This window comes from Flavobacterium ginsengiterrae, from assembly GCF_039539785.1.
Lineage (GTDB): Bacteria > Bacteroidota > Bacteroidia > Flavobacteriales > Flavobacteriaceae > Flavobacterium > Flavobacterium ginsengiterrae.
On sequence record NZ_BAABDU010000004.1, the window covers coordinates 143,678 to 165,448 of the forward strand.

Here is a 21,771-nt window from a genome sequence, read left to right on the forward strand (position 1 = left end):
ATTTCATTTTAAACTTTATCGTAAAGCCAAACGCGCAATAGCGATAATAACTGGTCTACGTCTACCGGTTTGGTAATATAATCTGATGCGCCTGCTTTAATGCATTTTTCCCTGTCTCCGGTCATGGCTTTTGCCGTTACAGCAATTAAAGGCAGATTTAAGAACTTAGGATTGTCACGAATTTTCTCCGCTGTTTCGTAACCATCCATATTCGGCATCATCATATCTAATAAAACAATATCAGTATCTGGGTTTTCATTTAAAACTTTAATAGCGTCATTTCCGTCAAAAGCTGTAATAATAGTCATTTTAAAGGCTTCCAGTGCTTTTGTAAGCGAATAAATGTTACGAACATCATCGTCAACAATAAGTACTTTTTTATCGTGCAGAATATTGTTTAGTAAATTTAGCTTTTTATATCCTTCTTTTTTATCATTTCCTTCTTTTTTCTCTTCTACCAAATGCAGGAATAAAGAAACCTCATCGAGCATTCTTTGGTAAGAATGAGCCGTTTTTACGATAATAGAATCAGCATATTTCTTAATTTTTACTTCTTCTTTCAGCGAAAGACTTTTTCCTGTAAATACAATTACCGGAAGTTTTTCCAGTCCCGGATTTTTCTTCACGCCGTCCAGAATCTGATAAGCCTGTTTATCCGGAATTCCCATATCCAGAATTACACAGTCGACTTCGGTTTTGCCAAGCGCCTGAATTCCGTCGGAAACTTCACTTTTAATTTCTGAATTAATATTATACGTTTCTAAGAAATAAGCCAGTGCTTTTGCGTGTTTTGGGTTATCTTCAATAATTAAAACCTTTTGGGCTTCTTTATTAATAATATGTTCGATGCGTAAAAACACATCCGGAATTTTGTCAAATGCAACCGGTTTATCTAAGAAATCAACGGCTCCTTTTAATAAACTTTCCTGTTTTAGTTTATGCGATGACATGATATGAACCGGAATATGTTTGGTTTCGGCGTGATCTTTCAGCTCTTCCAGAACTTCCCACCCGCTTTTTACCGGAAGTTCAATATCCAGTAAAACGCCAACAGGTTTATACAATAAAGTAAAGTTTAGAGCATAATCACCGCGAACGGCTACAATTCCTTTATATCCTTTTTGACGTGTAAATGCCAGTAATGATTTGGCAAAATTAATATCGTCTTCTATAATTAAAATTACTTTATCGCCTTGTTTAATACTATCTCTGTCGTCGTCGATTTCGTCAGGAATTACAGGACTTATGTATTTTTTAGTTAGAATATTGGGTTCAGATTCTGCTTCCGGTTCTGTAAAATCTGTCGGCGGAATTTTTTCTACATTTAGTTTATGAAGTGCAGAACCAAATACCGGCAGACATAACGTAAAGGTACTTCCTTCGTTTACTTTACTGTGAAGCACAATTTCTCCTCTTAATAATTTAGCAAGTTCCCTGCTTATAGACAATCCTAAACCTGTTCCGCCGTATTTGCGTTTTGTAGAACCGTCTGCCTGCTGGAATGCTTCAAAAACCAATGGCTGTTTTTCTAACGGAATTCCAATTCCGGTATCTTTTACAATAAAGCAAATGATTTTATCATCATCAGTATCAACTTTTATTTCCAGACTTACTTTTCCTTTTTCAGTAAATTTAACCGCGTTTGAAATCAGGTTTTTCAAAATTTGTTCTAAACGCATTTTGTCTGTTTTAATAACAAGAGGCGCATCTTTAGAAATAATTTCAAATTCAATTCCTTTTTCTTTGGCAACCAGATTGAATAAATTCCAAAGTGTATCTGTAATTTCTTTAGTCGAAACATCTAAAAACTCCAGTTCCATTTTACCGGCTTCGATTTTAGATAAATCCAGAATTTCATCAATTAAACCTAACAAACTGTTTCCTGAACTCTGAATTACTTTTGCAAATTCAATTTCTTCATTATTCATGCTTTTGTTATTATTTTCAGATAACAATCGGCTTAGAAGTAAAATTGAGTTAAGAGGCGTTCGTAATTCGTGCGACATATTGGCCAAAAACTCTGACTTGTAACGTGTTGTTAATTCCAGAGCTTCTGATTTTTTCTGGATTTCATTGTTTTTCTCTTCCAAAAGAACACTTCTTTCCGAAAGTTCTTCGTTGGTTTGCTCCAGTTCTTCCTGCTGTACTCGTAATTCTTCTTCAGAAGCCTGCAGTTTTTCGGTCTGCGCTTCTAATTCGGCATTAATTGCTTCAAGTTCGCTGTGCTGCATTTGAAGTTCTTCAGACTGTGATTTGGTTTCTTCCAGTAATTCCATAACACGTCTTCTATTTTGAGTCGATCTTACGGCAATTCCAATATTATTAGCCACCGTTTTCAGGAATTCTAAATGCAGGTCTGAAAATCCATAAATACTGGCAAGCTCTATAGCGCCTTCAATTTTGTTATCAATTAAAGGAAAAGCCACTATATGTGTTGGTTTTACCTGACCCAAAGCGTAATTAATCTGAATATCGTCTGGAGATAATGTTTTTAATTCCAGTAATTTTCCTGATGTAATCGCCTGGCCTATTAATCCCTGCCCTTTTTGAATGCGTTCACGGTTTTTATTGGGTATATAGCTGTATCCTCCCGAAGAAATAAGTTCATTTTCTTCTAAAATATATAAAATTCCTGCACTGCTGTTGGTGTACTGACATAAGAATTCGATAATATCTTTAGAAAGTTTTTGCTGCGCTTTATCGCCCAGCATAACATTGTTTAGTTCTGCAATTCCCGTTTGAAGCCATTCTTTTTGCGATAATAAATCGAAAGAAGTTCTAAGAGAAACTCCCATTGCATTTAATGATTCTCCAACGCTTCCAAGTGCATCGGCTTTTGTATCGTCTACGCGAATGTCGTAATTTCCTTTAGAAATATTACTGGCAATAGTGCTGATGACTTCTATCCTCTGTCCGGTTTCTATATCTTTTTTCTCCAGTTCCTGCTGCAATAAAGAACGTTCATTATAATCTTTTAAAATTCTGATTAAAAAAACAATCGAAATAATAAAGGCAATAAAAAAGGCAATAATAATTAATACTAAACTATATGTTCCGTAACGTTCAGAATTAGCATTGCGTTCTTGTAGAAGTTTTTGTTCTGAATTTTCAATTTTTCTAATAATAGCCCTCATTTCATTCATCATGTTTCGGCCTTCGTTTAAATCAAAAATAAGTGTTGCCTTGCTTAAACGCTTTTTTACGATTTGATTATTGAGATATTTAAAGAAACCTGAACGTTTATCTCTTAAATCTTCGAGCAGTCTTTGCTGTGAAGGATTGTCTACAGTAAGTTCATCCAGTTTTTCAAAATAAGCATTTGATTTTGCTTCAGAATCGTTAAAACGGTCAACAAACTGCTCGTCTCCGGTTAAAAGATAACCACGCATACTGGTTTGGGCTTCTGTAATAATCGACGAACCTTCGTTTAGATTATAAATTACATCCTGAGTGTGATTTACCCAAAAATTGCTGTTTAATAAGCTTTTAATGCTGATAAAAGAAGCAACAGAACTAATAGTAAGTACTAATAATGAAACTAATGAACTTATTAGCAGATTTCTTTTAAAGTTACCATTCATATATTCTAAATTATTTTAATTCGTATTTTAAAGGAAGAACAATAATAAAGCTTGCGCCTTTGCCTACTTCACTTTTAGCAGTTATTAATCCGTTGTGTTTTTCGATGATTTTTTTAGCAATGGCAAGACCAATTCCCGTTCCTTCGTAAGTCTGACGGTCGTTTAAGCTTTGGAAAATGATAAAAATCCTGTCCAGATATATTTCATCAAAACCAATTCCGTTGTCTTTTACAATAATGCGGCAGTATTTCCCTTCCGGGGAAGTTGGACTGTCAAACGATTTGTCGACAATTAATTCTGAAGTTATTTCGATTAACGGCGGTTCATTGACACCCGAAAATTTCAGTGCATTTCCAATCAAATTCTGAAACACTTGTCTCAACTGGCTTGGAATACTGTCAATCGTAGGAAGTTCTGTAGTTTTTACAGCTGCATTTTTTCTTTCAATTAAATAATCAAAATCAGAAAGTACTTCCTGCAGCACAATGTTTAAATCTGTAACTTCAGGTTTAACCTGTGCAGACAAACGAGAATACGCCAGCAGATCCGTAATAAGAGTCTGCATTCTCTCTGCAGATTTTATCGTTCTGTCGACATAATTAATTCCCTTTTCGTCATCTTTAAGATAAAGTTCTTTGATTATTTTAATAAAAATCTGGATTTTGCGGATAGGTTCATTTAAATCATGAGAAACCACCCAGGCAAACTGCTGTAATTCGTGGTTTTTTAACTCTAATTCTTCATTTTTCAAAACCAGTTCTTTGGTTCTTTCCGCGATTTTGATTTCAAGATTATCCTGAGCTTCTTTTCTAATTTTGATTTCTTTAGAAAGAAGTTCCTTGGTTAATTTTAATTCATTTTGCTGTTCGTAGATTTTGAGGAAAGTTTTTACTTTCAGCATCAGCAAATCTGTATCAACGGGTTTTGTGATATATTCTACAGCGCCGGTTTCATACCCTTTAAAAATATATTTCTTTTCAATGTTTAAAGCCGAAAGAAAAATTACCGGAATATCCTTGGTTCGTTTATTTCCCGAAAGAATCTTAACAACTTCAAAGCCGTCAAGTCCGGGCATCTGAACATCCATAATAATAAGACAATAATTAGTCTTTAAGATTTTCTTCAGCGCTTCTTCACCGGATTCTGCCGTATCAACTTCAATATCGTGCAGTTCTAATGTTTTCTTTAAAGCAATAATATTTGCCTTAATGTCGTCAACAATTAATACCATGCTGTTATGGGGGATAAAGCGTTATTAATGAAAAAAGTTTGATTCATGGTTTATGAAATGATCTCACTTAAAACATCTGATCCTATTCTAAATGAGGGTTGGTCAAACTTTCAAATTTAGAAAATTAAGATACAATGGTATTGCATTCAAAATTAAAATCGTTACATAATTCCCATGTACGACTATCATTTTTAATAGAATTTATGAAACTCAGCCTGTTGAAATAATCAAATTTTAGCAATTTATCAAAAAAAGTATAGCTTTTTTCTTTCTTTTCTATTTTATTGAGATAACCTAAAAATTATTACAGTCCCTTTTTATTCAGTTCCTGCCGTAACTTTAATAATCAAAATAATGACTATGACTATGGAAACGAAAAAACCTAAAAAATTCCCGCAGCAAAAACAAACGCTTCCGGGAAATGAACATAAAATGAATCCAGAACCGGAAATAATACGAGAAAACTATACCGGAAGCGGAAAACTTCTTGGAAAAACGGCTTTTATAACTGGTGGCGACAGCGGGATTGGCCGAAGCGCCGCAGTACATTTTGCACGTGAAGGCGCCAATGTTGCCATTGTATATTTAAAAGAAGACAAAGACGCAAAGGAAACCAAAGCCATGATTGAAAAAGAAGGTCAGCAGTGCCTGCTTATAAGCGGTGATTTAAAAGATGAAAAGTTTTGTAAAGACGCCATTAAAAAATGCATCACTGCTTTTAAAACCATCAACGTTTTGGTAAACAATGCAGCGGTTCAGTTTCCGCAAAATGAATTGGAAAAAATTACTGCCGCACAATTGCAAAAAACTTTTGAAACCAATATTTATCCGTATTTCTATATTACAAAAGCTGCACTGCCGCATTTAAAAGAAGGCGACGCAATTATCAATACCAGTTCTGTAACGGCTTATCGAGGCAGCGAACATCTGGCAGATTATGCGAGTACAAAAGGCGCCATTGTAAGTTTTACAAGATCATTATCGACCATGCTGGCCAAAAGAAAAATCAGAGTAAACGGCGTAGCACCCGGACCAATCTGGACACCGCTTATTGTGGCCAGTTTTGACAAAGTTTCGGATTTTGGAAAAGACAATCCAATGGAAAGAGCCGGACAGCCTTCTGAAGTTGGACCTGCATACGTTTTTCTGGCCTGCGAAGACAGCAGTTATATTACCGGACAATTTATTCATATTAACGGAGGAGAATTAGTTGGAGGCTGATTTTTATCTAAACGCAAAGACGCCAGGTTTAACACGAAGAACGCAATGCTTATTTCTAGGACTCTTGTAAAATACTTTGCGAACCTTTGCGTCTTTGCGGTTAAAAGAAAAAACTTAGAATCTCAGAACCTTAGCATCTTAAAAAAAATGAACTACATAGACATAATAGGTTTATTTGCCGGAACATGTGTTACAATATCTACAATTCCGCAGATTTTAAAAGTTTGGAGAACTAAGAAAGTAAAAGATATTTCGCTTAAAACTTTCGGCATCCTGACTTTTGGAATCCTGGTATGGGTAATTTACGGCATTTTAAAAGAAGATCTTCCCATTATAATCACCAACAGCGTTTCGTTGTGTTTAAATCTTGCGATGGTGTATTTTATTATTACTTACGAGAAAGAATAGTTTTTTTTTGAAGATGCTAAGGTTCTTAAGGAAACCTCAATATCTGAAAAACTAAAAAGCTTAGAAACTTAGAAGCTCAGCAACTTAAATAAAAAAAACAGCTCTTTAGGAAAGCTGTTTTTTTTCGTAATAGTAGTTAATATATATAATGCTTCTTAGCTAGCTAATTTTTGGTTGTATGGCTTAAACGAAAAGTGATATTTCGTTCTTAAAAGTTTGGCTGCAGAAATCATTTCAGAAAAATTCATTGTCGAAATTCGTTTAATTTCGCTGATTTGTTTCTTCGCAATATTTACAACAGGATCAAATGTTTTCAGGTAATTAAAACTGTGCTGCTCTACTTCCATTTCTACAATATCTTTCAAAATGCTTTTTTTAAGCAGCGTTCCTACTGCACCTTTTTGCGGAACGGTTTTGTATTCCTGAATTTTGTCTGAGATTTTCGAATTCTCTTTTCCCACATAAATATAATTTCCTGAATCGTTTGTAAAACGCTGTTTTACCTGCGCTGTCAATTCTGTATTTTTATTAGTCAGTGTTGGCATTCCTAATAACGTAAACTGAATTCGTTTATAGCTTTCAAAATACAAAACACTGTTTATTACTGATGAATTACTTAAAACAGCCGACTGATTTTTGCTTAAAACTTTCTTTTCTCCATTTGCCCCAAAACTGTGGCTTACATTTCCGTTTTCGCAGTAAACAAAAAATACCGGCGCTGTTTTTACAGATTCGATGCTCATACTTACTTCCTGATGAAACTCAAGATCAAAATGCATAAAAAGAACTTTATCATCAAAACGGGTTCCTTTTATAGAACCTTTTGTCCATTTAGAATTGATTTCTAAATTATATTCATTGTTTTTTGCTGTAAGTTTACCGCTGAAACTTTCTTTCAGATCGTTAAAAACGGCATCAAATTCTCCAGTATTTAAGTAAAGTTTTCTCATTTTTTATTTTTGCTGTTAGAGAATCGTTTCAATACTTATATATCTGTATAAAAACAATTCATATTTAATTTCTCATTTTCTATAATTCAAATTTCGTACTAATTACAAATCAAAGTCTTATAGAATTTCAATCAGAAATTTCATAATTTTTATTTAAGGTTCTAAACTTCTAAGTTTCTTAGAAACTCATAATCTCAGCAGCTTAAAAAAGAAAAAACAGCTGCCCCAGATTAAATCTGGAACAACTGCTCCTCAGCAAAATAAAAATACTTATCTATTTTATTTTAAGTAAGTTCGCCATTGTCTTCTCCGTTTTTTGAATAGTTCTTTTTCGGAATATCTTTAAAAAACTCAGCTTCTTCCAGATCAGCGGTAGGCCCGTAACCCAGTAAGTGTGTTCCTTTTTGCTGATCTTTGGTTTCAATAATATACAAAATTGACATATCATCCGGATCGCTCATACCTTCATAACGGTGATGGGCTACAATATATATTTCATCTGGCTGATAGGCATATTTTGTTTCAGAATCTATAAGACAGCCATTTTCAAATAAATAATTCTTAGTATAGCCTTCATCCTGATATTTCTGTATATAGTCGGTTTCGTGTTTTTGTTCTCGTTTCATGATTTTTAATGATTTGAGATTAGTTACAATCTTTGTTTAATTCAAAGTTCCTTATTAAAATCAATGAAAATTAACTCAATAGAATTTAATGTTAGCTCATTCAAAAAAACAAAATCGAATCAAAATTAATTTTCACTAATTTTAAATTTTATGTCGATATCTAGTAAAAAGTACTATATTTATTACATAAATTTTATTGTTTTAACTGAAAACAAAAACAAATTTTTAATGAACAACAAAAATTACGATTTCCTTGCCAAAGGAGGCGAAATGGGTCTGTTAACGCGTACCAAAGACTGGAGTAAAACACCAGTTGGCGCTATCGAAAACTGGCCTCAAAGTCTTTGCACGACCCTTGGAATTCTATTGAACTCAAAATTCCCCATGTTTTTATTCTGGGGACCCGAACATATTTGCTTTTATAATGATGCCTATCGTCCAAGTCTGGGCAACGATGGAAAACATCCGCATATACTAGGACAAAAAGGTGCAGAATACTGGCCGGAAATCTGGCATTTTATAGGCCCGTTAATCGATCAGGTTTTATCAGAAGGCGAAGCAACATGGCACGAAGATCTCTTTTTGCCTATTTACAGAAACGGAAAAATGGAAGATGTTTACTGGACATTTAGTTACAGTCCAGTAAAAAATGACGACGGAAATATTGAAGGAGTTTTGGTAATCTGTACTGAAACTACCGATAAGGTAAACATTAGAAAAAACCTTGAAGAAAGCAACAAACGTTACCGTGATAATCTTATGCAGACGCCAAATGCTATGTGTATTTTTAGAGGCAGTGATTTTGTTGTAGAGATGGCAAACGAACCCATGCTGGAAATATGGGAACGAAAAGAACATGAAGTACTCAATAAACCCATTTTTAAATCACTTCCCGAAGCGGCCGGCCGAGGTTTAGAAGATATTTTACTGCATGTTTACATTACCGGAGAAAGGTTTACGGCCAATGAACTTCCGGTAAAACTAACCCGAAACGGTAAAGTAGTAGACACTTTTATTAACGTGGTTTATGAAGCGCTTAAAGATCCGGATGGCAAAATATATGGAATTGTTGCAAGTGCCAACGACGTAACACTTCAGGTAATTGCCCGAAATGCGATTGAAGAAAGCGAAAAGCGTTTTAAAAATATCGTAAAACAAGTACCGTTGGGAATTGCCATTTTAAAAGGCGCTGATTTAGTGGTAGAAATGGTTAATGACACATACTTGCAAATTGTCGATAAAACCGAACAGGAAACACTTCACAAATCTATTTTTGATTCTATACCCGAAGCAGAACAAACAGTTCATCCCCTGCTCTCGCAGGTTTATGAAGACGGAATTCCGTATTTTACAAATGAACTACTCGTAACTTTAAACCGATACGGAAAAGAAGAAGACTGTTATTTTAATTTGGTTTTTCATCCGCTTTATGAAGAAAATAATGAAGTTACGGGCGTAATTGTCGTAGGTTATGAAGTCACAAGTTCTGTAAAAGCACGATATTTTTTATCAGAAAGCGAAAAAGCATTTAGAAATCTGGTTATGCAGTCGCCTATTGCCATGACCATTTTTAAAGGCCATGATTATATCATTGAACTTGCCAATACGGTTATGCTGAATGAAATTTGGCAGAAACAGCCGCACGAAGTAATTGGCAAACCCGCTTTTGAGGTGTTTCCGGAGCTCTTAAATCAAAAGTTTCCCGAATTACTAGATGAAGTACTATACAACGGTAAAACAGTTCGAGAAAACGAAGCTGTTGCGTATATCGATATTCGGGGCAGATTAGAAAAGTTTTATCTCGACTATCAATACACACCTCTTTTTGAAAAAAACGGCGAAATATCATCGGTTATGATTACTGTAAACGATGTTTCTGAAAAAGTCGAAGCCCGAAAAAAAGTCGAAGATGCCGAAGAAAGAGCGCGTCTGGCTTCAGAAATTGCTGAAATCGTAACCTGGGATCTTAATATTCATACACAGGAATTAATTTATTCTGATAATCTTCCGAAGTTATTTGGATTAAAAAAAGATATTAAAATATCCCGTCAGCAGGTTCTGGACAGGTTTTTTATTGCTGATCTTCCTGTACTTGAAAAAGCATATCAAACGGCTTTAAAAACCAATATTTACAAATACGAAGCGCGTGTGCTTAAACCAGACGACACAATGTGCTGGATACGCGTACATGGCAAAATATTTTTTGACGAACTGCAAAACCCTGTCAAAATGCTGGGAACGGTAATGGATGTTACTGATGAAAAGACCCGACATGAAATTTTAATGAAAAGTGAAGAGAAATTCAGGGTTCTTGCTGATTCTATGCCGCAATTTGTCTGGACCAGCGATGCCATGGGAAATATAGATTATTTTAATCAGTCGCTGTATGATTTTACGGGAATTTCTAAAGAAGATGTTGAGAAAAACGGCTGGCTGCAGTTTATTCATCCCGAAGACCGAGAGGCCAATATAAACCGCTGGATGGAATCTATTAAAACCGGAAATGAATATTTATTTGAAAACCGTTTTCGCCGTCATGATGGCGAATACCGCTGGCAATTGAGTCGCGCAATCCCGCAGAGAAATGCTGAAGGAAAGATTCAAATGTGGGTTGGTACAAGTACTGATATTCAGAACCAAAGAGATTTTACAGATATGCTGGCCAAACAGGTTCACGATCGTACGGAAGAACTCGAATTAAAGAACCGGGATTTGATAAATATGAATATTGAGCTTCAGTCTTTTGCCTATATTTCAAGCCACGATTTACAGGAACCGCTTCGAAAAATTCAAACTTTTGCAAGCCGTCTGGCTGAATTAGATGATCAGAATATTTCGGCGAAAGCCAAAACTTATTTAGAGCGTATTGAAGTTTCGGCAAAACGAATGCAAACGCTGATTCAGGACCTTCTTACCTATTCCAGAACCAATTCTGCCGAGAGAGTTTTTGTAAAAACCAATCTGGATGAAATTGTTGAAGAAGTTATAATGGACTTTTCTGAACGTATTGAAGAAAAGAAAGCTGTTATAGAACTTCATCCGCTGGGCGAAGGAACCGTTATGCCGTTCCAGTTTAGACAATTACTGCATAATTTGATTGGAAATGCTTTAAAATTCTCCCGCAAAGATGTACCGCCTGAAATTCAGGTTAAAGCCAGACGTGTTGTGGGTCATAAACTAAATTTTAAAGTTGATTATCCCAATAAAATCTATTTATGCCTACGAATTGCTGATAACGGAATTGGTTTTGACGATGAGTACAAGGAACGAATTTTTGAGGTTTTCCAAAGACTGAATACAGAAAGTGAGTTTTCCGGCACTGGCATTGGACTTGCAATTGTAAAAAAGATTGTCGAGAACCACAAAGGCGTTATAAAAGCACACAGCGAAAAAGGTCAGGGAGCTACTTTTAAAATCTTTCTGCCTGAACTATAAAAAAACACCAAACTCATTTTAGTAAATAAGTTTGGTGTTTCTTCTACATCAAAAATGTAATTACAGCTTGTACACAAAAGTCTTACTGTCTGGTACAAACTCTTTCCAGTTTATAGAAAGCGAATGCTCGATAGATTTGACAATATCTTTCATTAAAACAGGCTTTGTAATAAAATAATTAGCGCCTAGTTTTAGGCATTTTTCTATAATTCCGGGTTCATTTGATGTTGAAAAAATAATAACCGGAATATCGCTTTTATCTTTCGAACCTTTGAGTTCGTTTAAAACATCAAAACCGTTTTTTCCGGGCATGTTTAAATCTAAAAAGATAACACTTGGCGTAGGCGGCGGGTGATAAATAGCGTTTAATAATTTTTCCCCGCCCGAGTAAGTCTGGAGGTTTATATCTCTAGACAATGACTCGACAGCATCTGTAAAGATATCTAGATCATCTTCGTCATCATCAGTATAAAAAATAGTAATTTTTTTCATATATTTTTTGGGGATAAATCTGTTTCCCTCAAAGATAGGAGAAATTAGGCAATTTTCAACAATCTGTTATAAAATTCTCACAAAAATAATAATTGAAATATAATAATTTAAAAATATAATTCTATAATTCAGTCGGTTATAAAAATAGCAACTTTGTTTTAAGTGATATTATAAGCACAAACTACTATTATAAAACTTTTAAAACGATAAAGTCATGGGAGATCATAAAGACCTAACCGAAGAATTTGCTGTCGATAAAATCAAAGATCTGGCAGAAAACATAAAAACATGCATGTTTTGTACGTACAACAGCGACAGACTGCAGTCCAGACCAATGTCTGTTCAAAAAATTGATGATTTAGGACGTCTTTGGTTTTTATCTGACCGAAACAGCAGTCAAAATGCAGAAATAACGCTAAATCCAACGGTTGAGATATTTTTCTCTGAACCGCACGATAAGTTCCTTACACTGCACGGAACAGCTACAATTTCATACGACAGGGAAACGATTAAAGAATTGTACGACCCAATTGTAAAGGTATGGATGCCTGGCGGTGAAGATGATCCAAATTTGAGCGTTATAACTTTTACGCCTGAAGATGGTTATTACTGGAACAACAAACACGGAAAAATGGTCGCTATAGCAAAAATGGCAACGGCTTATGTAACCGGAAAAACTATGGATGACGGTATTGAAGGAAATCTAAAATTATAAGATTTTTACTTAAACGCAAGGTTCGCAAGGGTTTGCGCAAAGTTCGCTAAGATAATTTTTCTTGGGTGCTCTGCGTATTTTCTTTGCGGACTTTGTCATTAAGAATTTAACCACAAAGAGCGCAAAGATTTACGCAGGGTTCGCTAAGTTTAAATTACTGGCGTGCTTTGCGTTTTTCATTTTGTTTTTTTTCTTAAAAATCTAAACGCAAAGAGCGCAAAGATTTACGCAGGGTTCGCTAAGTTTAAATTACTGGCGTTCTTTACGTTTTTCATTTTGTTTTTTTCTTAAAAATCTAAACGCAAAGAGCGCAAAGATTTACGCAGGGGTTCGCTTAGTTTAAATTACTGCCGAGCATTGCGTAAATCTTTGCGCTCTTTGCGGTTAATACAAAACCTCAAACAACAATTCTCTGCAGTTCTAATGCATTAAGAATTCCGGCTTCGCTTGCTGTATTATTAAAATATATAAATCCTGATTCTAAATGAGTTTCATCTCTTATATGAAGTAATTCTTGAAGTGGATAACTGGAGTAAAACATTTTAGGAACTCCATGTAAACGAATGTAAACAAGAGGGAAATCTGTAAAAATTGTCTGCGGTAACTGCGGATGACTTACACTGCAAAATGTAATTTGATTTTGGCGGAAAGCATCCCAAACCTCTGGAATCCACCAGCTTTTATGGCGAAATTCAACAACGTTTTTAAATTCTAAGTTTAAATTACTGATAATATGCTGTAATCTTTCTGCTGTAAAATAATAACTGGGCGGGAACTGAAAAAGTACACAGGCGAGCTTTTCTTTTAAGCCCATTTCGCAGACATTATAAAAATCTGAAATCAAATTTTCGCAGTCTAAAAATTGTTTAATATGCGTAATTTCTTTTGGCGCTTTTACCGAAAAAAGGAAATTTTCGGGCGCTTTATTATACCAATTCGTTAACACTCTGATGGTTGGAAACTTATAAAAGCTTCCGTTGAACTCATACGTGCTAAAGTGCTGGGAATAAAACTGAAACCATTGCGAGTATGTCAGATTGTCAGGGTAGAAAATTCCCTTCCAATACCGATTATTGTAACTCGAACACCCTATTAAAATTTGATTTTTCATATATGCAGCTGCTGACAGTTTGTACAATAAAAACTTCGGCGGTTTTTCTTCCCCGTAGGTTTTTTAATAAAGGGTAAATTACATCTTTTGCATTCTTTTTTTGAATATGCAAGCCAGTGTTTTTTGAGTTCGAATTTCTTTTTCCAATACAAAAATTCAAAACTGTAAATGGAACATTCGGCTATGAGTTCGTCGATTTTTTCGTGCGGAATTTTTCCAACCAAAGATTCAGGATGAATAAAACATCGGTACAAAACTTCATTTTTAATAATATTCCCTACTCCCGAAAAAATATCCTGATCTAAAACGGCATCGCAAATCATTTGATCCGGCATTTTCTCAAGGCTTCTTTTTGCCTTTTTTGGATCCCAGTTTTCATTTAAAACGTCTACGCTCCAATCGTAATAGTCGTTTATTTCTCCTTCCAAAACTTTAACTGAACAAGTGTAAAAGTTGATTTCTCCGCTCGAAAAACCTAAATGCAACCTTGGTGCAGTATCCTTTTTCTCATTAATTCGGTAGGTTCCAAACATGAGCATGTGGATTTTTATTGTAAAATCTTCAAAACAAATTAAAAAGTGTTTTCCCCAGGTTTTAAAAGACAAGATTTTCTTATCCCTTAAACGATCCAGATCAATGGCTGCATTTCCAGAAACCTCAATAACGGTTTTTCCGGTAAACTGCTGTACTTCTTCTTTTAAAATCAATATTGACGGACCTTCGGGCATAACTTTCTTTTTAAATTTTTAATGAAAAAAAAGTGCAGTTTTTAAAGACTGCACTTTTCAAATAATGATCATCTTGTTATTCTTCCATTTCTACTTCTGCAGCTTCAAGATTTATGGCATTTACAGCAACTTCTGTAAGCAGTTTGTCTGCTCCTTTTTCTTCATCAAGAGTTTGTTCTAACAAAGTTGCTACTTCTTCAAGACCTAAAGTTTCTGCAAATTGTCTTAAAGTTCCGTAAGTAGCAATTTCATAATGTTCGATTTTTTGGCTTGCGGCAATAATTCCGGCATCTCGCACTACTCCAATTTCTGTTTCTTCAAGAATTCCTTTTCCTTCTTCAATTAAACCTTCCATAGCATCGCATTTTTTAGCCGATGCTTTTTTACCAATAAGTTCAAAAACTTTTTCTAAACGTGTTACGTGTTCTTCAGTTTCTGTTAAGTGATTATTAATAGCATCGATTAATTCTTCTGAAGTTGCATTTTTAGCCATTGTAGGCAATGCTTTTGTTAAGGCTTTTTCTGCCCAGTACAAATCTTTAAGGCTGTCTTCAAACAATTCAGTTAAGCCTGCTGCGGCATTTGACTTTGGTTTTGTAACTCCTCTTTTAACCGTTTGTTTCGGCGTGGTTTCCTTTTTGTTATTTGTAGTTTTCATGGTATAAATTTTTTAGTAATTAACTATTCCAAAATTACTGCGGCAAGCAAGGAATGAGTTATAAAATTTTTTGATTAAATTCTATTCTAAACATCTGTTAATTATACAATTGCGAAAAATAATTTTATAAAGAAAGCCTTTACAATGGTAGTAGCTTTGTATATGTAAATATTAAAAACGCAATTATCATGGAAACTACAGATAGAAAAAACGGCACTTTTCCTAAAGATCCGGGAAATCCAAATAGAGAAGACAGAAATGGGGTTATGAACGAAGAATTGTATGATTTGAATACTCAGGAAACCCAAAGCAGCCGCGCAGAAGACGCAGAGCGCGGTTATACGGTACGAAATGGCCATAACCCTAACAAACCTAATCCGGATGAGAGATCGAGCGTCTACGACGACGATTTGGATGATTTAAATGATGATTTTCATAAAGATCGCGATTTAGAAGATAACAATGACGATATTTATGAGGTTGTTTTAGAAGATGAAGATGATCTTGACGACGAAGAAGAGTATGTGGAAGAAGAATTAGACGAAGATTTAGATAATGATGAATTTGATAATCCGTCTGATACTTTTGAAAACGACTTTACCGAAACTGAAGAAGATCTGGAAGACATTGACGATGAAATTGAAGATGAAGAAAACAATGATTATGTCGAAGATGATGTTCAGGAAGACAATGATTACAACGATGAACACAAAAGAAGATTATAGTTTTTCAGGAAACTGAAATAAAAAAGCCGTTAAGTTTTTATTCTTAACGGCTTTTTTATGGGCTTTAAATTTATTTTGATTTCAATAATCTCTCTAAAAAAGCTGCTTTTTCCTTTTCAACTTCCAATAAACGCTCGTAAAGTTTTTTGTTTTCTTCGAAATATTCAACAAGTTTATCTAAAGGATTAAAAGTACACGCATTATTACTTCCAAAATTAGTCCCTTGACTATTACTGAAGTCATTATCTGTAAAAGTATTGAAATAATTAATCACACCTTCTTCTGAAAAATTTTTAATAGCTTCTACACTTACTCCTAAAGCTTTTGCAATTTGAATAAGTTTTTCTTCATCGACAGTTTCACTATTTTCAATTGCCGAAACAGCCTGCTGATTTGTGCCCAAGGCCTGCGCAAGAGCTTCCTGTTTCATGTCTTTTAGTTCACGAATACGGCTTATTTTTCGCCCTATATGATTTGATTTTGTTAGTGTGCTCATAATTCAAAGATACTAATTTTGATATAAGAAATTAAAAAAATGTACGATACTGCATTTTTAATGTACGATACAGAAAATAGATTTTTTAGGTGCAAAAATACAATTTTTCATACAAAATATTTTACATGAAAAAACACCTAATTGTCTTCAACAAAAAAGCCGTTAAGAATAAAACTTAACGGCTTTTTGTATGCGATTTATTTCTTAATCGACTGTTTGTTTAAAAAATAAACGACACATTTACCAAGATATATGTGTCGTTTTTAATTTCGTACTTATTTTACTGAATCTTGTATTAAACACTTCTTCGACCGCTGATAAGCGAGATAATAAATAATACTAAGAATATAAAGAATAAGATTTTTGCTATACTAGCGGCTCCGGCAGCAATACCACCAAAACCAAATATTCCTGCAATAATTGCCAGAATAATAAATATGACTGTCCAACGTAACATAATAATTGATTTTTAGTTAATAATGATTTGTTTTTTATATAAATTTCATGCTTTTTAAGAAGATGCATTAACTCTAAAGATTTTATTTACAACGTTCTAAAATTGTAATTACAATAAATTAACCTGATATTTTTCGATTAATTCTGCAAAAACAGTTTCAGTTCGGGTAAAGTATTTTTTGTTGCTTCGGCTCTTTTTTACTTTGTCAAAATATTCCTGTATCGATCCGTCTTCGTAGGTTGAAACCAAAAGCGGATGTACGTAATAATTCTTGCAGACATTTCTTGTGTTTCCTAAGGCTTCGGCAGTGGCATCATAAGCCAGAACAATATTTTTTTTAATTTCTTTTTCGTTTGATGTTACCCCAAGTTCCATCAAATTTTCGAAGAATATAATCGAAGCGGCCCAGGTTCTAAAATCTTTGGCACTGAAATATTCGCCTGAAATTTTATGCAGATATTCATTGACCATGTGACTGTCTAAAACTTTTCGCTCGCCGTTTTTGTCGTAATATTTAAATACTTCCCAACCCGGAATTTCTTCACAGCGGCTTACCAGTTTTATTAATTGTTTATTTCTGGTTGTTATAGTATGCTGTTTTCCTTTTTTGCCGATGAATTCAAACCGAAGGGAATTTCTATTGATGTTAATATGTCTTTTTCGCAAAGTCGAAAGCCCGTATGATTTGTTTGTTTTGGCGTATTTTTCGTTTCCAATCCTAATATGGGTTTCTTCCATTAACCGAATCACAAGCGCTACCACTTTTTCTTTCGACCATTCTTTTTGTTCTAAATCAATATCAACCTGTTTTCGTATAGCGGGAAGCTTTTGTCCAAATTCTGCGATTTTATAGAACTTGGTTTGATTTCGGATTAAATTCCATTTAGGATGATATCGATACTGCTTTCTGTTTTTCACATCTAAACCTACCGCCTGCAAATGTCCGTTTGATAAGTCGGATATTTTTACATTAACCCACGCCGGCGGTAAAACCAGACTGCTAAAACGCTTTAATTCACTTTTTTGCTTTATACAGCGTCCATTTTTTTTATAAATAAAGCCGTCTTCTCCCTGACATCTTTCAATTGGTAAATTTTGGTTGTTTACATAAACTAATTCCAGTTTTTCCAACACCTTGTGCGGTGTTTTAATCAGCTGTGTCATTAGTTTTTGAGTTCTGGCGGTATTCATGAGTATTCTTGTATTTTTTACGGCAGACTGCACAGATCCAAAAAGATTATCTTTCAGCATGTATATTCATCAACTTCTAGATGAACCTGTGCAGTCTGCAGCATTAATTAGTTCTTAAAGATTTAATCAAACTTTTTTTATTCATGTAAGAGCGTCCCGGAACACCAACTTTTTTGGCTTGTTCATACAGCTCTTCTTTTGTCCATTCTTCATAAGGCTTTGCTTTTCCGCCTTTTTCCCCTGCATTTGGAGTATTCGCAATACGTGCAGATTTTTCTTTACTGTATCCTTTTTTTACAAGGGCTTCGTATTGGGCTTCGTTTTTAATTCTTGGATCTGGCATGACTGTAATTTTTAGGTTAACAAATCAGTTTGTATGTTGATTCAAAGTTCCCTAAAAGAAAGATTTTTCTGTTATACAATTTTGGTTATAACTTTCATAATTAAGGTTATGGGGGCTTTTTGGTTTTTGGTCATAAAAAAATCCCATTCGGTTTGCGAATGGGATTTGAATATTTTTGATTTTTATCAATTACATTTAATCTTTTTATAATCTCCTGTTTTGTCGTCATATTCCATACAGGTCTGTTTTAATAAAATCATCTTGTTGTTAACCACTTTATATTCTGCTTTGATAAAGCTTCTTCCTGCACAACATTGATTGTGTTCATAAATCCGTTTAGTTTTACTGTCAAACTCTAAAGAAGTGCCGCTAAAACTGCTTTCAAAATATTTACCAGTTTTAGGATCGTATAAAAAATACAGACTTGTACTATCAGGACCAGCCGTACCACCTTCGTAAACAGAAAAATCGGATATACCGTCAAAATTGTAATCATCGATACTAATACTGTTTACACCTAAAAGCTGGCGGTCGACATCAAACTGCTGTATTAATTTATCGGTCTTTTTTTCGATAATTTTCACACCTGTAACTTTTGCCTCAAAATCGTTTTTCTCTTTAGTAAGAATCAATTTAAAATACTTATCCTTAAAAGAAACAGACTGTAAAATTTCCTTTCCGCTAAAGTCTCTGTTCTTATATTCATCAAGATCAAAAACCTTTTTTAAACTGATTTTTAATTCTTTACCCGAATTATCTTTCCATATTCCGCTTAAATCTGCGCTTTTTGAGTTATAGTTTTGAAAGATGAATTTCGCGCTCTGTTTACCATTTTTATCTTTTTCAATTAATGTCAGCGTTTTTTGTACCATTTTGGCATCTAAATCAATTGGAGTATCATGATTAGAATAAGTATATATGGCACTTCCTACTCCATCTGAATAAATATTAGTCACCAGCTCTATTGGATATTTATCGATAAAACCTGTATAGCTTATTTGGGCTGATGCAAATACAGTTGTAACGAAAGCTATTAATAAGGTAATGTTTTGCTTCATTATATATAATAAGGATTATTTTTTTCTTTTTCTTTTCTTTTGGGTTGTTTTATTTTTCCAGATACGAACCGGTTTTTCCTGATCACTGCTTTTTCTTCTTTCTCTTTCTTCCAGATCTGTCTTATATAATAGGTAGGATATTCCGGATAATGCCAGCATTACAAAAGCAATAGTAAAAACTCCGCTTCCGGTTAATGTCCCCCAGGATGCTCCTCTTTTACTATAGGTCATTCCTGAAGATGATATTTCTAAAATATTCATTATAATACCAACAGCAATGAAAATTAAGCCTGCAAATAAGCATAACTTGAAGAAGATTTTCTTTGAATACATAATAAACTCAGGCTTTAAAATTATCTTGAATGTTATTCATTAGAATTAAATAATTTTCAAAATGATCCGGCGAGATCACCAAACTCTTTTTATTTTCGAGTATTAAAGTAGTAAAGTGATAACCATCAGAGATATCACCAGTTTTACTTCTCAGTTTAACCTTTCCTTTTTTAATATATTGTATACTATCAAAAGATATAAATTGTTTTGCACCTGTAATCACTAAAGTTTTTTCAATTCCTTTCTCAGTAATTGTCAATTTATAAATCTTAAACAAATCTGGAAAACAATATAGCAGAAAAAACAAAAACATATATGCCATTACTACTAATGGATTTATTTCTAAAGTTGAAAAACCATTATACAAAACATATGATAACGTTATTACAAATAAGATGAAACCCGCTATTATTCTTATTCCTACTATTTTCCTGAATTCTGAAGTGATATACATCCTACCCTTAATTATTATTACTTTTCTTAGGAAAACAAATATAGAGTTATTTGTAAGGTTAACAAATGAAGCTGAACATTTCTCAGCATCCAAATCATATAACAATCTCTAAAAATCGTGTAAGTCATTCATTACAAGTTATAATAATTTTACATCATAACATTTAAACTATAAAATCATGAAAAAGTTATTATTAGCCAGTAAAGCTATTTTAGGAGCAGGACTTATTATTATATCTCTTAATTCTTGTAAAAACGAAACGAAACAAGAAGATCCTAAAGAAGTGGCAGAAGATGCAAACGAAGCTAAATTTGATACTATAGACAATAAAGAAGATGATTCTGAATTTTTAGTAGATCAAGCTGAAATTAATTTAGCCGAAATTGAAATTGGAAAACTGGCACAACAAAAAGGAACTGACCCGGAAGTAAAAAAATTCGGAAAAATGCTGGTTGATGAACATACAAAATCAGCATCGGAAGTTAGTGCCTTAGCAAAAGCAAAAAACTTTACACTGCCAACATCTTTAACAGAAGAAGGTCAGGATGAATATAAAAAACTAAACGAAAAATCTGGTCTTGATTTTGACAAAAAATTCGCTGATATGATGATCGACGGCCACCAAAAAGCAATTGACAAACTTCAAAAAGCTGCAAAAGATGCACATGACGAAGATGTTAAAATGTGGGCTACGAATAATATTGCGGGTTTAACTTCACATTTAGAACACGCTAAATTATTGAAGCAAAATCTGGATAAGAAAAAGTAAAATAAATTTAATTGGTTATTATTTATTTTTAAAAACCCCCTTAAGAGTTGAATTGCTTAAGGGGGTTGCTTTTTTTAAAAGGTTCTGAGCGGCTAAGATGATAAGGTTCTAAGTTTTATTTTTAGTGGCAAAATCTTACCAGCTTAGAATCTTAGCCTCTTTAAAAAAAACTATTTCCCGCTTAATAGAAAATATTCTCCATCGGTTACTTTTTCTAACCATTCTCCGTGGCCTTTATCAATTTCTGTAATAATGGCAACATAAGAGAATTTCTCAAACGGAGTTGCACCATACCAGTGTTCTACTCCGGGTAAAATGGTAACTACCTCATCTTTTTTAAGTACTCTTACGGCAGATCCTCTTTCCTGATAATATCCCGCACCTTGTTTTGCAATCAGCATTTGTAAACCTGCATTACTATGCCAATTACTTCTCGCACAAGGCTCAAAAGTCACTTCCTTAATAACAGTATTTTCCGGATGAATATCACTGCTTTGTTTTTTATAGGAAACGTCACCCGTCATATATGTATTAGGGACTTTTCCTTCTTCGATAACGGCTGAATAATTTGTCGACATAATTTATTAATTTATTTTTTGAGATTGATTTTTTTTAAAACTAACATCAGTACCATTTCAAGTCAGTCTGCAACCCGCTTGATTTTGCACTAATACATCTTTAAAGAACAAACATTATAATATGTTTGTTTGAAATTTTCTCAGGCATTTGATTTCCTTAGAAAACGATATGATAATATAGATTAACAGATTTTTCCATAAATTTTTATTG

Annotated in this window: 22 protein-coding genes; 6 read left to right on the forward strand and 16 right to left on the reverse strand. The window is 33.9% G+C overall.

Annotation, left to right across the window (positions count from 1 at the left end; genetic code table 11):
• Positions 1 to 8: 8 nt before the first annotated feature.
• Positions 9 to 3,581, reverse strand: coding sequence for a response regulator (locus ABD859_RS11050; RefSeq protein ID WP_345144220.1), 3,573 nt, complete (start codon positions 3,579 to 3,581; stop codon positions 9 to 11).
• Between the two features lie 10 nt (positions 3,582 to 3,591).
• On the reverse strand, positions 3,592 to 4,812 hold the full coding sequence (locus ABD859_RS11055; protein WP_345144222.1) for a hybrid sensor histidine kinase/response regulator: 1,221 nt from the start codon (positions 4,810 to 4,812) through the stop codon (positions 3,592 to 3,594).
• Between the two features lie 366 nt (positions 4,813 to 5,178).
• Here ABD859_RS11055 and ABD859_RS11060 point away from each other — a divergent pair, with 366 nt between their 5' ends.
• Both ABD859_RS11060 and ABD859_RS11065 read left to right on the forward strand, forming a co-directional pair.
• Positions 5,179 to 6,033, forward strand: coding sequence for an SDR family oxidoreductase (locus ABD859_RS11060; protein ID WP_345144224.1), 855 nt, complete (start codon positions 5,179 to 5,181; stop codon positions 6,031 to 6,033).
• A gap of 147 nt (positions 6,034 to 6,180) precedes the next feature.
• A complete protein-coding gene (locus ABD859_RS11065; protein WP_345144226.1) occupies positions 6,181 to 6,441 on the forward strand; it encodes a SemiSWEET family sugar transporter in 261 nt (86 codons plus the stop codon).
• Positions 6,442 to 6,596: 155 nt separating this feature from the next.
• Here the strand turns inward: ABD859_RS11065 and ABD859_RS11070 are convergent, their stop codons facing one another.
• A complete protein-coding gene (locus ABD859_RS11070; RefSeq protein WP_345144228.1) occupies positions 6,597 to 7,391 on the reverse strand; it encodes a hypothetical protein in 795 nt (264 codons plus the stop codon).
• Between the two features lie 284 nt (positions 7,392 to 7,675).
• Positions 7,676 to 8,017: a hypothetical protein gene (locus ABD859_RS11075; protein ID WP_345144230.1), complete on the reverse strand. Its 342-nt coding sequence runs from the start codon at positions 8,015 to 8,017 to the stop codon at positions 7,676 to 7,678.
• Between the two features lie 228 nt (positions 8,018 to 8,245).
• Between ABD859_RS11075 and ABD859_RS11080 the strand changes: the two genes are divergently transcribed.
• Positions 8,246 to 11,452 (forward strand): PAS domain-containing protein, encoded by a 3,207-nt coding sequence (locus ABD859_RS11080; protein ID WP_345144232.1) that lies wholly within the window; start codon positions 8,246 to 8,248, stop codon positions 11,450 to 11,452.
• 60 nt (positions 11,453 to 11,512) lie between these two features.
• On the opposite strand, the gene ABD859_RS11085 is transcribed toward ABD859_RS11080, so the two are convergent.
• Positions 11,513 to 11,944, reverse strand: a complete 432-nt coding sequence (locus tag ABD859_RS11085) for a response regulator (protein ID WP_345144234.1) — start codon at positions 11,942 to 11,944, stop codon at positions 11,513 to 11,515.
• A 214-nt stretch (positions 11,945 to 12,158) separates the two neighbouring features.
• Here ABD859_RS11085 and ABD859_RS11090 point away from each other — a divergent pair, with 214 nt between their 5' ends.
• Positions 12,159 to 12,659 (forward strand): pyridoxamine 5'-phosphate oxidase family protein, encoded by a 501-nt coding sequence (locus ABD859_RS11090; RefSeq protein ID WP_345144236.1) that lies wholly within the window; start codon positions 12,159 to 12,161, stop codon positions 12,657 to 12,659.
• Positions 12,660 to 13,056: 397 nt separating this feature from the next.
• Here the strand turns inward: ABD859_RS11090 and ABD859_RS11095 are convergent, their stop codons facing one another.
• The 3 genes from ABD859_RS11095 to ABD859_RS11105 form a co-directional block, all read right to left on the reverse strand.
• Positions 13,057 to 13,770 (reverse strand): DUF72 domain-containing protein, encoded by a 714-nt coding sequence (locus tag ABD859_RS11095; RefSeq protein ID WP_345144238.1) that lies wholly within the window; start codon positions 13,768 to 13,770, stop codon positions 13,057 to 13,059.
• On the reverse strand, positions 13,767 to 14,498 hold the full coding sequence (locus ABD859_RS11100) for a DNA-formamidopyrimidine glycosylase family protein (protein WP_345144240.1): 732 nt from the start codon (positions 14,496 to 14,498) through the stop codon (positions 13,767 to 13,769). The genes ABD859_RS11095 and ABD859_RS11100 overlap by 4 nt, the downstream gene beginning before the upstream one ends.
• A 76-nt stretch (positions 14,499 to 14,574) precedes the next feature.
• Positions 14,575 to 15,156, reverse strand: coding sequence for a YciE/YciF ferroxidase family protein (locus ABD859_RS11105; RefSeq protein ID WP_345144242.1), 582 nt, complete (start codon positions 15,154 to 15,156; stop codon positions 14,575 to 14,577).
• A gap of 188 nt (positions 15,157 to 15,344) precedes the next feature.
• On the opposite strand from ABD859_RS11105, the gene ABD859_RS11110 reads away from it, so the two are divergent.
• Complete coding sequence (locus tag ABD859_RS11110; RefSeq protein ID WP_345144244.1) at positions 15,345 to 15,881, forward strand: hypothetical protein; 537 nt, start codon at positions 15,345 to 15,347, stop codon at positions 15,879 to 15,881.
• A gap of 70 nt (positions 15,882 to 15,951) precedes the next feature.
• On the opposite strand, the gene ABD859_RS11115 is transcribed toward ABD859_RS11110, so the two are convergent.
• From ABD859_RS11115 to ABD859_RS11145, 7 genes are all read right to left on the reverse strand, one after another.
• Complete coding sequence (locus ABD859_RS11115; protein ID WP_345144246.1) at positions 15,952 to 16,377, reverse strand: helix-turn-helix domain-containing protein; 426 nt, start codon at positions 16,375 to 16,377, stop codon at positions 15,952 to 15,954.
• 295 nt (positions 16,378 to 16,672) lie between these two features.
• The gene (locus ABD859_RS11120; RefSeq protein WP_035644678.1) at positions 16,673 to 16,834 is read right to left on the reverse strand and encodes a DUF1328 family protein; all 162 of its coding nucleotides are present in this window, start codon (positions 16,832 to 16,834) and stop codon (positions 16,673 to 16,675) included.
• 108 nt (positions 16,835 to 16,942) lie between these two features.
• A complete protein-coding gene (locus tag ABD859_RS11125) occupies positions 16,943 to 18,025 on the reverse strand; it encodes a DNA topoisomerase IB (RefSeq protein ID WP_425554255.1) in 1,083 nt (360 codons plus the stop codon).
• Positions 18,026 to 18,128: 103 nt separating this feature from the next.
• Complete coding sequence (locus tag ABD859_RS11130) at positions 18,129 to 18,368, reverse strand: DUF7218 family protein (protein ID WP_345144250.1); 240 nt, start codon at positions 18,366 to 18,368, stop codon at positions 18,129 to 18,131.
• 185 nt (positions 18,369 to 18,553) lie between these two features.
• A complete protein-coding gene (locus tag ABD859_RS11135) occupies positions 18,554 to 19,426 on the reverse strand; it encodes an XAC2610-related protein (RefSeq protein ID WP_345144252.1) in 873 nt (290 codons plus the stop codon).
• A 15-nt stretch (positions 19,427 to 19,441) separates the two neighbouring features.
• Positions 19,442 to 19,759: a hypothetical protein gene (locus ABD859_RS11140; RefSeq protein ID WP_345144254.1), complete on the reverse strand. Its 318-nt coding sequence runs from the start codon at positions 19,757 to 19,759 to the stop codon at positions 19,442 to 19,444.
• A 7-nt stretch (positions 19,760 to 19,766) separates the two neighbouring features.
• Positions 19,767 to 20,306, reverse strand: coding sequence for a hypothetical protein (locus tag ABD859_RS11145; protein ID WP_345144256.1), 540 nt, complete (start codon positions 20,304 to 20,306; stop codon positions 19,767 to 19,769).
• 85 nt (positions 20,307 to 20,391) lie between these two features.
• Between ABD859_RS11145 and ABD859_RS11150 the strand changes: the two genes are divergently transcribed.
• Complete coding sequence (locus ABD859_RS11150) at positions 20,392 to 20,982, forward strand: DUF4142 domain-containing protein (RefSeq protein WP_345144258.1); 591 nt, start codon at positions 20,392 to 20,394, stop codon at positions 20,980 to 20,982.
• Positions 20,983 to 21,152: 170 nt separating this feature from the next.
• Here ABD859_RS11150 and ABD859_RS11155 read toward each other — a convergent pair whose 3' ends face one another.
• The gene (locus ABD859_RS11155; protein WP_345144260.1) at positions 21,153 to 21,560 is read right to left on the reverse strand and encodes a cupin domain-containing protein; all 408 of its coding nucleotides are present in this window, start codon (positions 21,558 to 21,560) and stop codon (positions 21,153 to 21,155) included.
• Positions 21,561 to 21,771 lie beyond the last annotated feature (211 nt).